At 56.0% G+C, this 19,420-nt stretch carries 18 protein-coding genes and 1 other annotated feature; of the genes, 7 read left to right on the top strand and 11 right to left on the bottom strand.

Going from position 1 to position 19,420, the window contains the following annotated elements:
• Nucleotides 1-69: 69 nt before the first annotated feature.
• A complete protein-coding gene (ybaL, locus tag NQH49_RS05155) occupies nt 70-1,758 on the top strand; it encodes a YbaL family putative K(+) efflux transporter (protein WP_256695829.1) in 1,689 nt (562 codons plus the stop codon).
• 47 nt (nt 1,759-1,805) lie between these two features.
• On the opposite strand, the gene NQH49_RS05150 is transcribed toward ybaL, so the two are convergent.
• From NQH49_RS05150 to NQH49_RS05135, 4 genes are all read right to left on the bottom strand, one after another.
• Nucleotides 1,806-3,107 carry an inosine/guanosine kinase gene (locus NQH49_RS05150; RefSeq protein ID WP_256695828.1) on the bottom strand — a complete coding sequence of 434 codons (1,302 nt, stop codon included), beginning with the start codon at nt 3,105-3,107 and terminating at the stop codon, nt 1,806-1,808.
• Between the two features lie 58 nt (nt 3,108-3,165).
• A complete protein-coding gene (hemH, locus tag NQH49_RS05145) occupies nt 3,166-4,125 on the bottom strand; it encodes a ferrochelatase (protein ID WP_154153565.1) in 960 nt (319 codons plus the stop codon).
• 122 nt (nt 4,126-4,247) lie between these two features.
• A complete protein-coding gene (adk, locus tag NQH49_RS05140; protein ID WP_061717437.1) occupies nt 4,248-4,892 on the bottom strand; it encodes an adenylate kinase in 645 nt (214 codons plus the stop codon).
• 151 nt (nt 4,893-5,043) lie between these two features.
• Complete coding sequence (locus NQH49_RS05135; protein WP_256695827.1) at nt 5,044-5,874, bottom strand: DUF6024 family protein; 831 nt, start codon at nt 5,872-5,874, stop codon at nt 5,044-5,046.
• A 188-nt stretch (nt 5,875-6,062) separates the two neighbouring features.
• On the opposite strand from NQH49_RS05135, the gene NQH49_RS05130 reads away from it, so the two are divergent.
• Nucleotides 6,063-6,932, top strand: coding sequence for a LysR substrate-binding domain-containing protein (locus NQH49_RS05130; RefSeq protein WP_256695826.1), 870 nt, complete (start codon nt 6,063-6,065; stop codon nt 6,930-6,932).
• Nucleotides 6,933-6,985: 53 nt separating this feature from the next.
• Here NQH49_RS05130 and htpG read toward each other — a convergent pair whose 3' ends face one another.
• The 6 genes from htpG to NQH49_RS05100 form a co-directional block, all read right to left on the bottom strand.
• On the bottom strand, nt 6,986-8,860 hold the full coding sequence (gene htpG / locus NQH49_RS05125; RefSeq protein ID WP_256695824.1) for a molecular chaperone HtpG: 1,875 nt from the start codon (nt 8,858-8,860) through the stop codon (nt 6,986-6,988).
• Between the two features lie 99 nt (nt 8,861-8,959).
• Complete coding sequence (recR, locus tag NQH49_RS05120) at nt 8,960-9,565, bottom strand: recombination mediator RecR (RefSeq protein WP_008103873.1); 606 nt, start codon at nt 9,563-9,565, stop codon at nt 8,960-8,962.
• On the bottom strand, nt 9,565-9,894 hold the full coding sequence (locus NQH49_RS05115) for a YbaB/EbfC family nucleoid-associated protein (protein ID WP_008103874.1): 330 nt from the start codon (nt 9,892-9,894) through the stop codon (nt 9,565-9,567). Before NQH49_RS05115 ends, recR begins: the two co-directional genes overlap by 1 nt.
• Nucleotides 9,895-9,944: 50 nt before the next feature.
• Nucleotides 9,945-11,924, bottom strand: coding sequence for a DNA polymerase III subunit gamma/tau (gene dnaX, locus NQH49_RS05110; protein WP_256695823.1), 1,980 nt, complete (start codon nt 11,922-11,924; stop codon nt 9,945-9,947).
• Nucleotides 10,542-10,603, bottom strand: a sequence feature (DnaX frameshifting element). Its footprint overlaps the gene before it by 62 nt.
• A gap of 151 nt (nt 11,925-12,075) precedes the next feature.
• A complete protein-coding gene (gene apt / locus NQH49_RS05105; RefSeq protein WP_008103878.1) occupies nt 12,076-12,627 on the bottom strand; it encodes an adenine phosphoribosyltransferase in 552 nt (183 codons plus the stop codon).
• A 149-nt stretch (nt 12,628-12,776) separates the two neighbouring features.
• Nucleotides 12,777-13,160, bottom strand: coding sequence for a DUF454 family protein (locus tag NQH49_RS05100; RefSeq protein ID WP_256695822.1), 384 nt, complete (start codon nt 13,158-13,160; stop codon nt 12,777-12,779).
• Between the two features lie 58 nt (nt 13,161-13,218).
• On the opposite strand from NQH49_RS05100, the gene priC reads away from it, so the two are divergent.
• Genes priC through rsmS form a run of 3 tightly spaced genes read left to right on the top strand, consistent with a single transcriptional unit; the run spans nt 13,219 to nt 14,192 of the window.
• Nucleotides 13,219-13,731, top strand: coding sequence for a primosomal replication protein PriC (gene priC / locus NQH49_RS05095; protein ID WP_256695821.1), 513 nt, complete (start codon nt 13,219-13,221; stop codon nt 13,729-13,731).
• Between the two features lie 51 nt (nt 13,732-13,782).
• Nucleotides 13,783-14,028, top strand: coding sequence for a GlsB/YeaQ/YmgE family stress response membrane protein (locus NQH49_RS05090; RefSeq protein WP_256695820.1), 246 nt, complete (start codon nt 13,783-13,785; stop codon nt 14,026-14,028).
• An 8-nt stretch (nt 14,029-14,036) separates the two neighbouring features.
• Nucleotides 14,037-14,192 (top strand): pleiotropic regulatory protein RsmS, encoded by a 156-nt coding sequence (gene rsmS, locus NQH49_RS05085; RefSeq protein ID WP_256695819.1) that lies wholly within the window; start codon nt 14,037-14,039, stop codon nt 14,190-14,192.
• Here the strand turns inward: rsmS and acrR are convergent.
• The gene (gene acrR, locus NQH49_RS05080; RefSeq protein ID WP_061717444.1) at nt 14,189-14,830 is read right to left on the bottom strand and encodes a multidrug efflux transporter transcriptional repressor AcrR; all 642 of its coding nucleotides are present in this window, start codon (nt 14,828-14,830) and stop codon (nt 14,189-14,191) included. The genes rsmS and acrR overlap by 4 nt on opposite strands.
• A 142-nt stretch (nt 14,831-14,972) precedes the next feature.
• On the opposite strand from acrR, the gene NQH49_RS05075 reads away from it, so the two are divergent.
• Both NQH49_RS05075 and NQH49_RS05070 read left to right on the top strand, forming a co-directional pair.
• Entirely contained in the window at nt 14,973-16,163 is a 1,191-nt protein-coding gene (locus NQH49_RS05075; protein ID WP_008103889.1) for an efflux RND transporter periplasmic adaptor subunit, read from the top strand.
• Nucleotides 16,164-16,179: 16 nt separating this feature from the next.
• Nucleotides 16,180-19,329 (top strand): efflux RND transporter permease subunit, encoded by a 3,150-nt coding sequence (locus NQH49_RS05070; RefSeq protein WP_256695818.1) that lies wholly within the window; start codon nt 16,180-16,182, stop codon nt 19,327-19,329.
• The last annotated feature ends 91 nt before the right edge of the window (nt 19,330-19,420 follow it).

Below are 19,420 nucleotides of genomic sequence, written 5' to 3'. Positions count from 1 at the left end.
ACGCGGTCAGTGATTGTGCATTACACTAGGTTGTTACAAGCGGATACATTTGCACACAAGGAGACAGGCATGCATCACACCACACCGTTGATCACTACCATTGTCGGGGGGCTGGTCCTCGCATTTCTCCTTGGTATGCTGGCAAACCGCCTGCGCATCTCACCGCTGGTTGGTTATCTATTAGCTGGCGTATTGGCCGGCCCTTTCACGCCAGGCTTTGTCGCGGATACCAACCTTGCTCCAGAACTGGCTGAACTCGGCGTTATTCTGCTGATGTTTGGTGTCGGTTTGCACTTCTCGCTGAAGGATTTGATGTCGGTAAAGTCCATCGCCATTCCTGGCGCCATCGCGCAAATCGCCGTGGCCACGCTGCTGGGAATGGGACTTTCCTGGACGATGGGCTGGTCGTGGATGACCGGTCTGGTATTTGGTCTGTGTCTTTCCACCGCCAGTACTGTGGTGCTGCTGCGCGCGCTGGAAGAGCGTCAGCTGATTGATAGCCAGCGCGGGCAAATCGCCATTGGCTGGTTGATTGTGGAAGATTTGGTGATGGTGCTAACGCTGGTGCTGCTGCCAGCGATTGCGGGCATGCTGGAACAAGGCAACGCCAGCCCAACGCTGCTGTTGTGGGATCTGCTGCTGACCATCGGTAAAGTCGTCGCCTTTATGGTGCTGATGATGGTGGTAGGCCGTCGCGTGGTACCGTGGATTCTGGCAAAAAGTGCCGCAACCGGTTCGCGTGAGCTGTTTACCCTTGCGGTGTTAGCGCTGGCGCTCGGTATCGCCTTTGGCGCCGTTGAATTCTTTGATGTCTCCTTCGCCCTCGGCGCTTTCTTTGCTGGCATGGTGCTGAACGAATCCGAACTCAGCCACCGCGCGGCGCACGATACCTTGCCGCTGCGCGATGCGTTCGCGGTACTGTTCTTTGTATCCGTCGGCATGCTGTTTGACCCGATGATCCTGATTGAGCAGCCGCTGGCTGTATTGGGCGCGCTGGCGATTATCGTACTGGGTAAATCCATCGCCGCCTGGCTACTGGTAACGCTGCTTGGCCATTCACGTCGTACCGCGATGACCATTTCGGTGAGCCTGGCGCAGATTGGTGAATTCGCCTTTATTCTGGCCGGTCTCGGCATCTCGCTTGGCATGCTGAGCGAGGAAGGCCGCAATCTGGTGCTGGCGGCGGCGATTCTCTCCATCATGCTTAATCCGATTCTGTTTAGCATGCTGGAACGCTACCTCGACAAAACCGAGACCATCGAAGAGCAGACGCTGGAAGAAGCGATCGAAGAAGAGAAACAGATTCCGGTGGATATCTGCAATCACGCGGTGCTGGTTGGTTATGGTCGCGTCGGCAGCCTGCTGGGGCAAAAGCTGATGGAAGCGGATGTACCGCTGGTGGTGGTGGAGAACTCGCGCCCGCGCGTTGAAGCACTACGCGAGCAGGGAATCAAAGCCGTGCTGGGCAATGCAGCACGCGTTGATACCATGGAATTAGCGCGCCTCGACTGCGCCCGCTGGCTGCTGCTGACTATTCCAAATGGTTACGAAGCCGGTGAAGTAGTGACGGCGGCGCGCGAGAAGCGCCCGGATATTGAGATTATTGCGCGTGCGCATTATGACGACGAAGTGACCTACATTATGGAGCGCGGCGCAAATCGCGTGGTGATGGGCGAGCGTGAGATTGCCAACAGCATGTTGCATGTGCTGGAAGAGGAGATTGCGCAGAACCCGATTGTGCGTGAGTGCCCGATTTAAGTGAGTGCGGTCATTGAGAAGGTCGCCATGAATGGCGACCTTCCGTTTTATCGGTCCCAGTAAGACTCTTCTAAGCTGTCTTCCCGCTCCGGCAGGCCGCGCGTCAGACGCGGGGAATGCTGGTTCAGCACCTGATAACTTACCCGGTTCGCGTATTTACACACCTGTGCCAGTGACGAATAGGTCAGGTAGGCGCGGCCGTGTTTGCTGGAGTTAGGTACTTTTTGGCGGTGGAAGTTGTTGGCGGTGATGTCGTGCAGCAGCGCCGCCAGCGCACCATCGCCCGCGCCGTTGGTGTTCATGATCTTCTCTGGTCCGCCCATATAAGGCGCGATATGCGAGAAGATGCGCAGCGGCTGATCGCAATCCTTGTGGCGCATCGCGCGGCTAAATTCATATTGGTTGAACTCAGCCAGCGCGCCCGGCAGCAGCGGATGATTGGTTTTGCGTTTGTACTCTTCTTCGGTGAAACCGGCCATGTACAAACCGGTTGGCCCGGCGGTACACAGCACCAAATCCACCCAATCCAGCGCCATATTTGACGCCAGCAGCGGATCCTGTTCACCGGTCAGCGCATAGGCTTCCTCTTCGTTCATCGCCACAATCGAGACGTGGTCGCGCAGGAAATCGCGCCAGAACTGCGGGTTATCCTGAATCACGTATTTGGTGCCGAGCGTCAATACCACCGGCACATTGTGTTTTTTGGCGTATTCGATGGCGCGCAAGGTGGCTTCCGGCATCGGTTCGCCCGGCTGGCAGCGCACCAGATAGGAAGTCAGCACCAGCGCCGAGGCGCCCGCAATCACCTCTTCCGGAATGCTGTTGGCCTGCAGCTGGTTCATTAAGCCAGGGCTGATGGCGAAGGTACGTTCGCCCTGCTCGCCAATCAGCGTGAAGCAGCGGCCAATCGCGCCATCAACGCCCTGCAGGAAGTTCAGATCCATACGGCTGGAGGTGTTGCACAGGTAGCGATAGGCGTAGCCGCCGATCTGGATGTTATTGCACATCACGCCGAGCAGCACCGAGCGATCATCCGCCAGCACCGAGTAGTTATGCAGGGTATTTCCGATGGTGCCACCGGCAAATTGATGGCTGATAAGCGCTTCGCGCATCAGCTCGTTGTAGAGCGCTTCGGCGGTAGCATCATCGATCACCAGCGAGTGACCGGCGCTTAAGCCGTAACGCTGCAGAAAGTCGTCATCAACTTTGGCTTCAATATCCACCAGCGTCTGGTCGATACCCACCACCCAACTGCCCTCTTCCTGCTCTTGCTGCGTGGCTTGCAGCAGCGGATCGCGCGCGTTGACGGGAAAATAGTGTTTGGATTTGCGTTTGCCGGGAAATTTCATCGAGAGTGCCGTCAGGGAAAATCAGGCAGAGAATGATATCACACTCTCTGCCACACCCTTAACGGCGCGCGTTGACCAGCTGCACCATCATTTCAATGTGCTCAGCATCGTCGTTGAGCGCTGGAATGTACTCGAACTTTTCGCCGCCGGCATGCAGGAAAATCTCGCAGTTTTCACCGCTGATCTCCTCGAGCGTTTCGAGGCAATCCGCCGCAAAGCCCGGACTCATCACCTGCACGTGCTTGATGCCTTTGGCCGGCAAACTCTTCATGGTTTCGTCGGTATACGGCGTCAGCCACGGCTCGCGACCAAAGCGCGACTGGAAGGTCATCATGATCTTGTGCGGCGCAATACCCAATGCCGCGGCCAGCGCATCGGTGGTGTCTTTGCAGCGCAGCGGATAATCATCGCCTTCATTGGCGAAACGCTGTGGAATGCCGTGATACGACAGCACCAGCAGATCCGGTTCGCCATGCAGTGCAAACGAGCGCTCAACCGAGGCTTTCAGCGCGGCGATGTAAGCCGGATGCTCCGCATAATCGCGGATAAACGCCACTTCCGGCAGCGAACGCAACGGTTTGAAGCTGGTGGCTAAGCCGTCCCAGACTGCGGCTACCGTCGAGCAGGAGAACTGCGGATAGAGCGGCAGCACGATGAGTTTGGTCACGCCCTGATCCAGCAAGCGTTTTAACGCGCTGTCGAGGCTTGGCTGGCCGTAGCTCATACCGAGTTCAACCGGCATATCGAGGCGCTGCGCCAATGCGTCACGCTGACGCTTGCTGAAGACCATCAGCGGTGAACCTTCATCCATCCACACGGAAGCATAAAGTTTCGATACGCGTGGCGAGCGGAAAGGCACGATGATGAAATTGAGAATCGGCCACCACAATAAGCGCGGTGTATCAACCACTCGTGGATCGCCGAGGAATTGTTTCAGATAGCGTTTAACCGCAGGTGTTGTGGGTGCGTCTGGTGTGCCTAAGTTAACCAGCAAAACCCCGGGCTTTTCTTGCCTCATGGTATTTCCTTGATGTCGAAACGAATGGGTCGAATGCAAAATCAGGGGGAAATTGTAGCGGAAATCGAGGGAGGGGAAAGCAATTGCTGCAAAAGGGCCGGACAACCGGCCCCATCAACGCATTAACCGAGAATCGTGGCCAATTGCGTGCTCACTTCAGCGACAGGACGCGTGCCGTCGATTTTGTGATATTCGGTGTTGCCGTCTTGCGCTTCTTTGCCATAGTAGGCAATCAGCGGCGCGGTCAGCTGATGGTATTCCACCAGACGCTTACGCACGGTCTCTTCCTGGTCATCTTTACGTGTGGTCAGCTCTTCGCCGGTCAGGTCATCTTTACCTTCCACTTTCGGTGGATTGTAAGTGACGTGATACACGCGGCCCGATGGCGTATGAACGCGACGACCAACAATACGATCCACAATCAGCTCGTCCGGTACAGCGAACTCCAGCACGTAGTCAACCTTGATGCCCGCTTCTTTCATGGCGTCAGCCTGCGGGATAGTGCGTGGGAAGCCATCGAGCAGAAAACCGTTTTTACAGTCTTCCTGAGTGATACGCTCTTTTACCAGCGCAATCACCAGCTCGTCAGTCACCAGTTTACCGGCATCCATGATCGCTTTTGCCTGTTGGCCCAGTTCCGTACCTGCTTTGACTGCCGCACGTAACATGTCACCGGTGGAGATTTGCGGAATACCGTATTTCTCCATGATGAATTGAGCCTGAGTGCCTTTACCTGCGCCCGGAGCTCCGAGCAGAATAATACGCATTGCGTAATTCCCCTTGCGAATCGCATTGTTCAATCTGAGAAGGCGAAGAACATACCATTATGGCCCGCGCACCACAAGGAAACGGGCGCGCTCGTCACGAAAGGTCTACTTTGACCTGCTTTGTCAGCAAATACCAGCAGAGTGCCTGTTTTTAGGAATTACGGCTAAGCATGAGCGCGTCTTTGAGCCGTTTTTTCAGTGTTAGCGTGACGTTCTGCTGTTTGTTGACGCCGCCACGCACGTCGGCGCGCAAGCGTAAACGCGCCTGTTGCGGCAGCACCTGAATATCCTGCGGCAATTCACTGGCATTCAGGCCGTTCGGCAGCGGAAAAAGCGCGAAGGGTAAACCCGGTTGCTGAATGGAGTGCAGGATAAAGGGCGAGTCGAGTGCGATATTTTCCACCATCGCAATATTGAACGGACGCCATTCGCTGTCCCCGATCATCGTCAGTGCCTGTTCGGGTGCGTCACGGAGCGCCAATCCTTGCTCAAACAGCCGCAGTTCACTGCGCACCAACGTGCTGAAATCGGCGGTGCGCAACGCGATCAACACCAGATCGCCGCATAACGCCGCGTGGCGATCGAGGCGAGCAACAAACAGGCGCGCATCGCTCACCAACCGCTTATGTAGCTGCGTGGCAAATGACTCCGACGCATCGGTAACGCCGTGGCTTTGGCATTCGCTTAGCGCCCGCACCCGACCTTGCTGCATATCGACATGATCCACCAATGCAATGTTGCCCGCCGTCATCGGCAAGGTGGGCAGTATGCTGAGTTCGCTGACCGGATGGTGCGAGGCATAGCGCGTTTGATTGCGCGACTGTTCCTGACGGAGAAACAGCTGGGAAAGCAGCACCCGTGAGATATGCAAAGACGGAGCGAAGAAGAGATCGTAATTTTCAAGCCGGTAATGGCGGGAAAGCAAGCCGCGAAGCTTATCGCGCGCCGCCGCCGTCCTGGCAATAGCAAGTTGTGGAGCCATCGCGTGATAGGTCTCTTATTATTGTGCTGTGTGTGGGAGGTGAAGCCTGCGGTGATAGTCGGCGTGAAACACAGAGAGCCGGAGCCGTCAACCCGCCAGAATCTGGGGGAAAGGTTAGGCCAATGCGGCTGGACATTAAAATGATATAAACTGACAATCCCTGTTAGGTTTTTACACAGGGGACGAGTATGACCGCGCTTCCATCGTTACGTGCACTGCACTATTTCCACCAGGCGGCACTGTATAGCAGTTTTAGCTTGGCGGCCGAACGTCTGCATGTCACCCATAGCGCCATTAGCCATCAGGTTCGACAGCTGGAGAGCTGGATGGGGAAGCCGCTGTTTGTGCGCACCAATGGACGCGTCAAATTAACCTCACACGGTGAACGTTTGCTGGTGAGCTGTCAGAAAGCCTTTAGCGAACTCTCCACTACCTGCGAAAGCATCCGTACCGGCATGCGCCATCACCTTAACGTCTCCTGCGCGCCCAGCTTTCTCTCGCAATGGCTGATTCCGCGTATTGCCAGCTTTTATCAGCGCTATCCCGATATCGAAGTGCAGTTTCAGTCGCTGGTGGAGATCGACCAGCTGCGCAGCGAACACACCGATGTGCTGATTCTCAGCGCCGAGCAGTCGCCGGATGACGATATTGATACCACTTTGATCAGCGATGATTACATCGGCCCGCTGTGCGCCCCGCAGTTTGCGGCCCGTTTTCAGAGCGAGCAGGATCTCGCCTCGCTGCCGCTGCTGCACGCCGATACGCGGCTGCATGCGTGGGCCGAATGGGCGAAAACCAGCGGCGTACGCGGCAATTACTGGATCGGCAAGCATTTCGATAATTTGACGTTAGCCATTCAGGCGGCGAGAAACGGATTGGGCGTGATTATGGCGCCACGCTTGCTGGTGCGTCAGGAGTTGAGTGATGGCACTTTGATCGCGCCGCTGGGCTTTGTGCGCGTCGATCGCGCCACGTTGATGATGACCAAGACTTCGCGTCAGCACGATGCGGAGATTACGTTGTTTCGCGATTGGTTGCGGGATCAGGCGCAGATTTAACAGCAGATATAAAAAAGGTCGCCATGAATGGCGACCTTTCGGGTTTGGTGCGATTACGCCGTCAGCAACTGGTTCATGCGACGGATGAACTGGTTGGGATCGTCCAGCGTACCGCGTTCGGCGAGCAGCGCCTGATCCAGCAGCAGCTCAACCCACTCGGCAAAGCGCGTTTCGTCCTGGGTATCAGCCACGCGTTTCACCAGCGTGTGATCCGGATTGATCTCGAAGATGTACTTCACGTCCGGCACGTCCTGACCGGCAGCAGCAAACAGCTTCGCCATCTGCGTGGTCATTTCGTTGGCATCGGTGGTGACGATCGCTGGCGTATCGGTGAGACGATGCGTCAGACGCACCTCTTTCACACGCTCGCCCAGCAGCGTTTTCACGCGCTCAACAAACGGCTCCAGCGCCTTCTCCGCTTCTTTCTGCTCTTCGGTCTCTTCGTCGGCCAGTTTGCTCAGCGAATCATCCGCTTTGCTGACTGACTGGAAAGTTTTGCCGTCGAACTCGGTGAGGTAGCTCATCATCCATTCGTCGATGCGATCGGAGAGCAGCAGCACCTCGATGCCTTTCTTGCGGAACAGTTCCAGATGCGGGCTGCTCTTCGCGGCGGCATAGCTGTCGGCGGTGATGTAGTAAATCTTATCCTGACCTTCCACCATGCGCGTCAGGTAGTCGTCGAGCGAAACGTTCTGCTCGGCGCCTTCGCTCTGGCTGGTGGCAAAGCGCAGCAGCTTGGCAATCTGTTGCTGGTTAGCGTTGTCTTCCGCCGGGCCCTCTTTCAGCACCAGACCGAACTCTTTCCAGAACTGCTGATATTTCTCTGCGTCGTCTTTCGCCAGTTTTTCCAGCATCTGCAGGCTACGCTTGGTCAGCGCGGCGCGCAGGCTCTGGGTCACGCGGCTGTCCTGCAGGATTTCACGCGATACGTTCAGCGGCAGATCGTTGGAATCTATCAGGCCGCGCACGAAGCGCAGGTAGTTCGGCATGAACTGCTCAGCGTCATCCATGATGAACACGCGTTGCACGTAAAGTTTCAGGCCGTGCTTGCTGTCGCGGTTGAACATGTCAAACGGCGCGCGTGATGGCAGATACAGCAAGCTGGTGTATTCCTGCTTACCTTCCACGCGGTTGTGGCTCCAGATCGCCGGATCGCTGAAATCATGGGCGATATGTTTGTAGAACTCGTTGTACTCGTCGTCGCTGATCTCTGACTTGTTACGCGTCCACAGCGCCTGGGCTTTGTTGATCTTTTCCCAGGTGGTGGTGTCGCTCTCTTCGTCTTTGTTTTCAATTTCAACCGGCAGCGCGATGTGATCGGAGTATTTGCTGATCACGTTACGTACGCGCCACGCATCGAGGAAATCATCTTCGCCTTCACGGAAGTGCAGCGTGATTTCGGTACCGCGATCGGCTTTCTCAATCTCCGCCAATGTGTACTCGCCTTCGCCGGCCGATTCCCAGAACACCGCTTCATCCGCTTTCGCGCCTGCGGCGCGGGTGCGCACGGTGACTTTGTCCGCCACGATAAACGCCGAGTAGAAGCCCACGCCGAACTGGCCGATAAGCTGGCTGTCTTTCGCCTGGTCGGAGCCCATGGATTCGAGGAAGGATTTGGTGCCGGATTTGGCGATGGTGCCGAGGTTCTCAATCACCTCATCACGGCGCATACCGATGCCGTTATCGCTGAGCGTCAGCGTGCGATTTTCCGGATTGACCGAGATACGTACGCGCAGGTCGCCGTCGCCTTCATACAGATCGGGCGTCGACAGCGCGCGGAAGCGCAGTTTGTCGGCGGCATCTGAAGCGTTGGAAATCAGCTCGCGCAGGAAAATCTCTTTATTTGAATAGAGCGAATGGATCATCAGGTGCAGAAGTTGTTTTACCTCTGACTGGAAGCCACGCGTCTCTTGTCCTTTCATGGTCATTGCTACCTCAACTGAATCGGGGTTGATGATACGTTGAAGGAGAAATGGGGATGAAGGAGAGGATTTCAAGCCGATGTCTGCGAAGACATCGGCAAGTGATTAGAAATTAATCTTGTGGCGTCCAGCGAGCGAGTGCGACAGCGTGGTGCCATCGACCATTTCCAGCTCACCACCCACCGGCACACCGTGTGCAATGCGGCTGGCATCAACGCCATATTGTCCGCACAGCTCGGCGATGTAGTTGGCCGTGGCTTCCCCTTCCACCGTGGGATTGGTGGCGAGGATCACTTCGGTTAAGGTTTCGCGCTCGAGACGCTGCTCCAGCCGATCCAGGCCGATATCCTGTGGACCAATGCCATCCAGCGGTGACAAGTGGCCCATCAGCACAAAGTAGCGGCCGCCAAACTGGCCGGTCTGCTCAATGGCGTGGATATCTGCCGGGCTTTCCACCACGCAAATCTGGCCGTTTTGCTGACGACGCGGATTGGCGCAGATGGTGCAGATTTCCTGCTCGGTGAAGGTACGGCAATCAGCGCAGTGGCCAATTTCCGACATGGCGCGGGTCAACGCCTGCGCCAGACGCATGCCACCGCTACGATCGCGCTGCAACAGCTGAAAAGCCATGCGCTGCGCCGACTTCGGGCCAACGCCCGGCAGGCAGCGCAACGACTCCATCAAAGATTCAAGCAGTGGACTGGTTTGCATCAGAACGGCATCTTGAAGCCAGGTGGCAGCTGCATACCTGAAGAGACCGCAGCCATCTTCTCTTTCTGCGTTTCGTCGATACGGCGTGCCGCATCGTTGAAGGCCGCTGCAATAAGATCTTCCAGCATGTCTTTGTCATCTTCCAGCAAGCTAGGATCGACTTCGACACGACGGCAGTTGTGCGCACCGTTGATGGTTACTTTAACCAAGCCAGCACCTGATTCACCGGTCACTTCGATCGCGGCGATCTCTTCCTGAACTTTGGCCATTTTGTCTTGCATCTGCTGGGCCTGTTTCATCAGGTTGCCCAATCCGCCTTTACCAAACATAGTTTTCTCTCTCTGCTGGGGCTGCGCGCAGTTGACGCGCGGCAGCATGTTCACACCGGTCGAATACTCTCTTCATCCAAATCGGCATCGAAGAATCGACGCAATGTCTGAATATGGGTATCGCTACTGATCGACTGCCGCGCCTGCGACAGCTTCTCTTCATAAATGGCCTGACGCCACTCCAGTGGCGTCAATACCGTAGGATTATCGTCTTCAATAATGGTCAATTCAACCGGCTGACCGGCAGACTGACTCAGCGCGTCCGCCAGCGCTTGCTTTGCCGACGCAGAATTCAGATGGCGCTGGCTGCTGCGCAAATGCAGCGTAATGCCATTTGCGCCCACCTCTTTCCACGCGTTGAGCGCCACTTGCTGCACCAGTTTCGGCAGCGTCAGCCCGGCGATTTCTGCGGCCCACGCATCGCGCTGCTGGGCTTCTTCCGCCAGACGTAGCGCCAGCTCTGGCGTTTTCTCATGCTCAAGTGCCGAACGCAAGGCTTTTGGCGTCGCCACCGGCTCCGCTTTAACCTCAACCGGCAACTGCGTTTTCCAGCGATAGGCTTCCGGTTTGGCCGGGGCTTTTACCGTGGGTTCAGATGCACGTTGTTGCACACGTTCAGTGACGCTAGCGAGTCGTTCCAGCGCCGGATTCGCCGGCCGCGCGGAACGCGCTGCCGGCTCACTCTTTTTTGCTTTGCCGGCTCCCTGACGCAGCAACTGCGTTCGCGCCTGTAACAACTGGCTGGTGGCGTCAGGTAACGGGTCGGGCGCTGGCTGCATATCCGGATAATCATCCGACATTGGCGGCGCGTCATGGTTCGGCGGTGCCATCTGCGGCTGCGCAGCCGGTGCGGGCGCGGTTTTTGGTGCGGCTTGTGGTGCAGCAACCTGCGGAGCAGCTTGTGGCGTCAAGGTGGGACGCGCCACCGGCTCGGCAATCGTCGCCTGCGGATGGAAGGCCAGCGCACGCAGCAGCGTCATCTCCACGCCTAAGCGCCGATCCGGTGCCAGCGGCAGATCTTTACGTCCCATCAACAGCGTTTGGTAATAGAGTTGTACGTCAGCCGGTGGCAGCACGCGCGCTAACTCGCGCAGGCGATCGGCCTGGCTAAGATCGTCCTCGCTGAGCGAGCTCGGTAACAGCTGCACCATCGCAATGCGGTGCAGCAAACGCAGCATCTCGACCAACAGCGCTTCCCACTCCACCCCGCGCGACGCGGCCTGATTCAGCAGCGCCATTACCTGTTCGCCCTGGCCATCCACCAGCGCTTCGATCAGCGCCAATGGCTGTTCGTCGTCGAGCGTGCCGAGCATTTGTGCCACGGTGTCACGCGTTACGCTGCCCTGCCCCATGGCAATCGCCTGGTCGGTCAGGCTGAGCGCATCGCGCATACTGCCGTCAGCGGCGCGCGCCAACAGATGCAGCGCACGCGGTTCGGCAGCAATCTGCTCCAGCTGCAACACATGCGCCAGCTGCTGCTGGATTTGCTCAACGTCGAGCGCCTTGAGATGGAATTGCAGGCAACGTGACAGAATCGTCACCGGCAGCTTCTGCGGATCGGTGGTCGCCAATAGGAATTTAACGTGTGATGGCGGCTCTTCCAGCGTTTTCAGCAGCGCGTTGAAGCTGTGGCGCGACAGCATGTGCACTTCATCGATCAGATAGACCTTGAAGCGACCGCGCGCCGGCGCGTACTGCACGTTATCGAGCAGATCGCGCGTGTCTTCAACTTTGGTGCGTGAGGCGGCATCGATCTCAATCAGATCGACAAAACGGCCCTGCTCGATTTCGCGGCAGTTGTCGCATTGTCCGCACGGCGTTGAGGTGATGCCGGTTTCACAGTTAAGGCCCTTCGCCAGCAGACGGGCGATCGAGGTTTTCCCCACGCCGCGGGTGCCAGAAAAGAGATAAGCATGATGGATTCGTCCCAGTGACAACCCGTTGGCCAGCGCAGTCAGCACATGTTCCTGACCGACTACGTCAGCGAAGGCCTGGGGACGCCATTTTCGCGCAAGTACCTGATAGCTCATGTGGATTCAATCACTGGAATTTAGGGAGAAGGGAGAAAATGCAGCTTCGCAAACCCTGTTTATTTTGGCAGTAGTTTAACAGCCACCAGCGGATCAGCAACCACTAACTTTGCAGAGGTGGCGCCCCGCCGTACAGCGGAGCGCGCAGGCCTTAGTGGCCGGGGAAATTCACCAGGCTGAAGCACTCGACGCCCATGGCGGTCAGGCGGGCTTCGCCGGTCAGGTCAAACAGATTAATCACGAATGCGGCGTCTTTCACTTCACCACCGGCGCGGCGGATCAGTTTCACGGTTGCTTCCAGCGTACCGCCGGTTGCCAGCAGATCGTCCACCACCAGCACCACATCGCCTGGCTTAATGGCATCTTTGTGCAGTTCCAGCGCATCGGTGCCGTACTCCAGCTCATAGCTTTCGCTGAAGGTTTCACGCGGCAGTTTGCCTGGCTTACGCACCGGCACAAAACCCACGCCCAAACCCAGCGCCACCGGCGCGCCAAACAGGAAGCCACGCGCTTCCGTTCCCACCACCTTGGTGATGCCTTTGTTACGATAACGCTCAACCAGAATGGCGATCGACGCGGCATACGCCTGCGGATCTTCCATCAGACTGGTCACGTCACGGAACAGAATGCCCGGCTTCGGATAGTCAGGAATGCTTTTAATGCTGTTTTTGATGAGTTCAAGCTGCTGCGCAGTTGCGGTCATAAATGTTACGCCTGGAGAAAATATCTAATACGCGCAGCTTCTCTAGCGCCAAACCCCGGAAACCGGGTTGAGCGAAGTCGTTTATAAGGGAAGCCACGCACGAAGATGCCCAAATCTATGCAAATACCCGGCTAAATGCAACCCTCACGCTACTGTTGTGGCGGGCTGATATCCTCGGCCACGACCGGAATGCGCCACATATAAAGCAGCAGCATGCACAGCATCGCGCCTAACAGAATGCGTACCCACAGCAGGTTCACCAGATAAATCGAGATCGAAAAGGTAATCACAATCAGCAGCATGGCGCGCATTTTGGCACCGGGTGGCATAGCACGATGCTGCTGCCAGTGACGAATGTAGCGGCCAAACGGCGATTTCCACAGCAGCCAATCGTGGAAACGCGGCGACGAGCGGGCAAAACACCAGGCCGCCAGCAACACAAATGGCGTCGTGGGTAATAAAGGTAATACAATGCCCAGCGTGCCTAGCACAATCGCCAGCCAGCCAAGGCTCAGTAGTAAAATGCGCTGCATGCCTGATGCCTGAATGAGTCAAAACAGCGTTTACGTTAACACAGTCGGAAACAGAGTGATGCCCCAACCGCCCGCACAGCAGCGTCTCCACGCCATGTTAGATCTACTGCGCCAGCAGATTGCACAGCAGCCGGATGGTGCCTGTCGTCAGCCGCGCTTTGATTCCCAACTGTTTCGCACTAGCGGCACGCGTCTGGCGGATTATCTGCGCGAACTGGAAGGCAATATTACGCAGTTAACCGCAGCCGATACCGATGTGGCACGGCGTCAATGGCTGGCGGAGAAAGTGCTGGATCAGATTGCCGCGCTGCAACGCGAATGCCAAAGCCAACAGCTGCGGGTGAAGCGCGAGCGGCCAAGCGTCGATGCACGCCAGACCAAACGTGAAGAGTATCAAGGCTACGAAAAGCGCTTACTGGCGATGATTCAAGAGCGAGAGCTGCATCTGGCACGCGCCGAAACCCTCAGCGTTCAGCAGCAGCTAATTCGTGAAGTTGATCAATTGCAGGAGCGCCTGGCACGCTGCCGCGCCGCTATCTACAAACTGGAGTTGCCGGCTATGCCACGCTAAACGCGGCGCTTTTTCCTCTATACTCATAGCGGTGAAAAAAGGAGAAAAATCATGACGCTGGTTTTTTGGATTGTAATGGGTTTAGCGGCAGGCTGGCTTAAGCGGGTGATTTTTCCCGGTCGTCCGGGAGGTTTTGTGCCTACGCTGGTGTTGGCGGTGATTGGCGCGCTGATTGGCGGCTATATCGCCACCTACTTCACCACCGGCGATCTTGCCGCCTTACATCCAGCCGGTTTCGCCAGCGCGCTGCTGGGCGCACTGTTAATGCTGCTGGTCGCGTCGAAATTACGTATTTAGGAGAAACCATGTCACTGGACAGCGCACCCGACGAAATCAAGCTTGCCGTCGATCTGATTCAACTGCTTGAAGAGAATGGTGTTCCCACCGCCACCGTGCTGGCCGCGCTGGCAATTGTTCAGCGGGATTATCAACAAAAGAAAGCGGCGGAAGATACTGCTTAACGTGGCCCGGTGGTAAGTGTTGGACTAAGGCGCAACATATCCAAAAATGCATCCACCAGCTGCGGCGCATCGGCAGCCAAATCATAAGCCTGCGGATTGAATAACCAGTTTTCCATCATGCCGTTGATGTAGCCGCACATCAGGCGTGCAGACTGCCGCGTGTTGATGTTGCTGGGCAGCTGACCGACCTCAATACACTCTTTCAACACCACTTCAATGCGGTCGTAACACTCCAGCAGTAAGCTTTGGCGCATATCCTGTAACGTCGACATTTCGCCAACAAATTCACACTTGTGGAAGATAATCTCCATTAATGCGCGTCTTTGCGGATCCTTTGCTGTGGCGTCAAGGATATAGATCAACATTGAACGTACAACAGAAAGTGGATCACCCGGGTATTTTGTCTGATACTCAAGTTCCACATCGTCCAGCCCAGCGTCACAACGTAGCCAGATTTCATGTAAGAGATCGGCTTTGTTTTTGAAATGCCAGTAGATAGCCCCGCGCGTGACGCCGGCCGCTGTTGCGATATCCGCCAGAGACGTGGCGGCCACACCATGTTCGGAAAAGTGTGCTAATGCGGCGTCAAGAATTTGATGCCGTGTTTCAAGAGCTTGCGCTTTGGTTTTTCGTGCCATGCTGGGCTTTTTTTACAAACTTGTAAGTTTACATACATTTGTGAATGTATGTACCATAGCACGACCCGTGTTTTAACGCAGCAATGGGTTTATCGGTTTGTGATCCATTGATCATTTGATATCGGACACTAGAGGTTTATTTATGAATAAAAACAGAGGATTAGCGCCTCTGGCGGCCGTCCTGATGCTTTCAGGCAGCTTTTTGTTAACAGGATGTGATGATAATAAATCCCAGCAAGCCGCCCAGCAGCAGCCCCCAGAAGTGGGTGTTGTGACGTTAAAAAACGAACCATTGCAAATTACCACTGAGCTGCCGGGCCGTACCTCGGCTTTCCGCGTTGCGGAAGTTCGCCCTCAGGTGTCAGGGATTATTCTCAAACGTAATTTTGTTGAAGGTAGTGATGTAAAAGCCGGTCAGTCGCTGTATCAGATCGATCCTGCCACCTATCAGGCGGCCTACGACAGTGCTAAAGCGGATTTAGCCCAGGCTGAAGCCAATGCTCGTGTGGCGCAGTTAACCATCACGCGCTACAAGCCGCTGCTGGGTACTAAGTACATCAGTCAGCAGGATTACGACACCGCCGCAGGCACAGCAGCCCAAACGGCTGCAGCCGCTCAGGCTGCGCGTGCCAACGTCGAAACCGCGCGCATCAATCTGGCGTATACCAAAGTGACCTCGCCCATCAGCGGTCGTATTGGTAAATCGTCAGTCACCGAAGGTGCGCTGGTTTCAAATGGGCAAACTACCGCGCTGGCCACCGTGCAACAGCTCGATCCTATGTATGTCGACGTGACCCAATCCAGTGATGAATTCCTGCGTTTGCGCGCAGAACTGGAATCCGGTCAGCTGAAACAGAACGACGGTAAGGCCAACGTCACCCTGCTAATGCAAAACGGTAACGCATACCCGCAAACAGGCACATTGGAATTCTCTGATGTGAGCGTGGATGAAACCACCGGTTCAATCACGCTGCGTGCCATCTTCCCGAATCCGGACAATCGCCTGCTGCCAGGTATGTTTGTGCGCGCACGTCTGGATGAAGGCACCAATCCAACCGCATTGCTGGTACCGCAACAGGGCGTAACGCGTACCCCAACCGGTCAGGCAACGGCGATGGTCGTAGGCGCGGATAATAAAGTGGAATCTCGCAATATTACCGCTAATCAGGCATTTGGTGACAAATGGCTGGTAACGGAAGGTCTTAAAGCAGGCGATCGGGTGATCACCACCGGTATCCAGCGCGCCAAACCGGGTGCGCAGGTGACGCCACAAGAAGTCTCCGATGATGCCAAAGCTGCACCAGAATCACCGTCTGCTAAATCATCGTCATAACAGGAGCCACTGATACATGGCTAAGTTCTTTATTGATCGCCCCATTTTTGCGTGGGTGCTCGCCATCATCATCATGTTGGTTGGTGTGCTATCGATTATCAGTCTGCCGATTGAGCAATATCCCAATGTTGCGCCGCCGGCAGTTGAAATCCAGGCGACCTATCCGGGTGCTGATGCGAAAACGCTGCAAGATTCGGTGACGCAGGTCATCGAGCAAAACATGAACGGTATCGATGGCCTGATGTATATGTCATCGAGCAGTGATTCGTCGGGCACATTGACGCTGACACTGACCTTCCAATCCGGTACTGACGCAGATATCGCGCAGGTTCAGGTGCAGAACAAACTGCAGCTGGCCACGCCGTTATTGCCACAAGAAGTGCAGCAACAGGGGATTCAGGTTAAGAAATCTTCCAGTAGCTTCCTGATGGTGGCGGGTTTCGTCAGCGATGACGGCACCATGACGCAGAATGATATTTCTGACTATGTTGCCTCTAACATCAAAGATCCGGTCAGCCGTATGCCGGGCGTGGGTGATACACAGGTGTTTGGTGCGCAATATGCCATGCGTATCTGGCTGGACCCGCACAAGCTGAATAACTATTCACTGACGCCAGTGGATGTCATCAGCGCGTTGAAAGTCCAGAACACCCAAATTGCTGCTGGCCAACTGGGTGGTACGCCACCTGTGCCCGGTCAACAGCTTAATGCCTCGATCATTGCGCAAACCCGTCTGACTTCAACAGATGAGTTCGGTAAGATCTTGTTGAAAGTGAATCAGGATGGTTCTCAGGTGCGCCTGCGTGACGTGGCGAAGATTGAACTCGGTGGTGAAAACTACGAGATCATCGCGCGTTATAATGGCAAGCCCGCTTCTGGTATCGGTATCAAACTGGCAACGGGCGCTAACGCGCTGGATACCGCCGATGCGGTAAAAGCTGAGCTGGCAAAACTGCAACCGTTCTTCCCGTCAGGCATGAAAACGGTTTATCCGTACGACACCACGCCGTTCGTGAAAATTTCGATTTTCGAAGTGGTGAAAACGCTGTTTGAAGCGATCGTGCTGGTGTTCCTGGTGATGTATCTGTTCCTGCAAAACTTCCGCGCAACGCTGATTCCTACCATTGCCGTGCCGGTAGTTTTACTCGGAACCTTTGCGATCATCAGTGCCTTTGGCTACTCGATAAACACCCTGACGATGTTCGGGATGGTGCTCGCCATCGGCCTGCTGGTGGATGACGCCATCGTGGTGGTCGAGAACGTTGAGCGTGTGATGGCGGAAGAAGGCTTGCCGCCGAAAGAGGCCACCAAACGTTCGATGGAGCAGATCCAGGGCGCGTTGGTCGGTATCGCGTTGGTGCTGTCTGCGGTATTTATCCCGATGGCATTCTTCGGCGGTTCAACCGGTGTCATCTATCGCCAGTTCTCGATCACCATCGTTTCCGCGATGGCGCTGTCGGTGCTGGTGGCATTGATTCTGACACCTGCGCTTTGTGCCACCTTGCTGAAACCCGTTCCGAAAGGCACTCACGGTAAAACCACCGGTTTCTTCGGTTGGTTTAACCGCGTGTTCGATAAGAGCACCAACCACTATGTTGATAGTGTGGGCCATATCGTGCGCAGCACCGGTCGTTACCTGCTGATTTATCTGGTGATCGTGGTCGGCATGGCGTATCTGTTCCTGAAACTGCCGACCTCATTCTTGCCGGAAGAGGATCAGGGTCTGTTACTGGCGCAGGCGCAGCTGCCGGCTGGTGCTACCCAGGAACGTACCCAGAAAGTGCTGGATCAGGTGACGGATTACTTCCTGACTAAAGAGAAAGACAGCGTGAATTCGGTGTTTACCGTCAACGGCTTCGGCTTTGCCGGTCGTGGACAGAACACCGGTATCGCGTTCGTCAGCCTCAAGCCGTGGGATGAGCGTGGCGATGCCAGTCTGAAAGTCCCTGCGATTGCCGGTCGTGCCATGCAGGCGCTCGGTCAAATCAAAGATGCGATGGTGTTCCCGTTCAACCTGCCAGCGATTATCGAACTGGGTAACGCCACCGGCTTCGACTTCATGCTGACCGATCAGGGCAACCTGGGTCACGAGAAGCTGACCGCCGCGCGTAACCAGCTGTTTGGCATGATTGCCCAGCATCCGGATACGCTGGTGGGCGTGCGTCCAAACGGTATGGAAGATACGCCGCAGTACAAACTGATTATCGATCAGGAAAAAGCGCAGGCGCTGGGTGTGTCGCTGTCAGACATTAACACCACGCTGGGCGCCGCATGGGGCGGTTCTTACGTCAACGACTTCATCGACCGCGGTCGCGTGAAGAAAGTGTACGTAATGGGCCAGGCCGATTCACGTATGTTGCCGGACGATATCAGTAAGTGGTTCGTGCGCAACAGCGGCGGCACCATGGTTCCGTTCTCCGCCTTCTCTTCGGCGAAGTGGCAGTACGGCTCGCCACGTCTGGAGCGTTACAACGGCTTGCCATCAATGGAGATTCTCGGCCAGGCAGCACCGGGCAAGAGCTCCGGTGATGCCATGAACCTGATGGAGGAGTTGGCAGGAAAACTGCCTGCGGGTATCGGTTACGACTGGACCGGCATGTCCTATCAGGAACGCTTGTCAGGTAACCAGGCACCGGCGCTGTACGCTATCTCGCTGATTGTGGTGTTCCTGTGTCTGGCCGCGCTGTATGAGAGCTGGTCGATTCCGTTCTCGGTGATGTTGGTGGTACCGCTGGGTGTGGTCGGCGCACTGATCTTCACCACGGCGCGTGGCTTGAGTAACGACGTCTACTTTGTGGTGGGCTTGTTGACCACCATAGGATTGTCGGCGAAGAACGCCATCCTGATCGTCGAATTCGCCAAGGATTTGATGGAGAAGGAAGGCAAAGGGCTGGTGGAATCAACGCTGGAAGCATCCCGTATGCGTCTGCGTCCGATTCTGATGACCTCGCTCGCCTTTATCCTCGGCGTAATGCCGCTGGCGATCAGCACCGGTGCGGGCTCTGGCGCACAGAACGCGGTAGGTACCGGCGTAATGGGCGGGATGGTCACAGCGACCGCGCTGGCTATCTTCTTCGTTCCGGTGTTCTTCGTGGTGGTACGTCGCCGCTTCAGTAAGAACAAAGGTGACCTGGAACAAGGTCATCCGGTAGAGCACAAACACTAAGTTCTACCCTTCCCTAAAAGGCCGCTGATGCGGCCTTTTTTATTGCTGCTTCCCTGCCCCGCCAAAATCCCTGTGTTTTTCACGGTTGCAA

It is taken from the genome of Pantoea trifolii (assembly GCF_024506435.1).
Classification (GTDB): domain Bacteria; phylum Pseudomonadota; class Gammaproteobacteria; order Enterobacterales; family Enterobacteriaceae; genus Pantoea; species Pantoea trifolii.
Note: the sequence above shows the minus strand (reverse complement) of the source record. Positions and strands in the feature narration are given on the sequence as shown.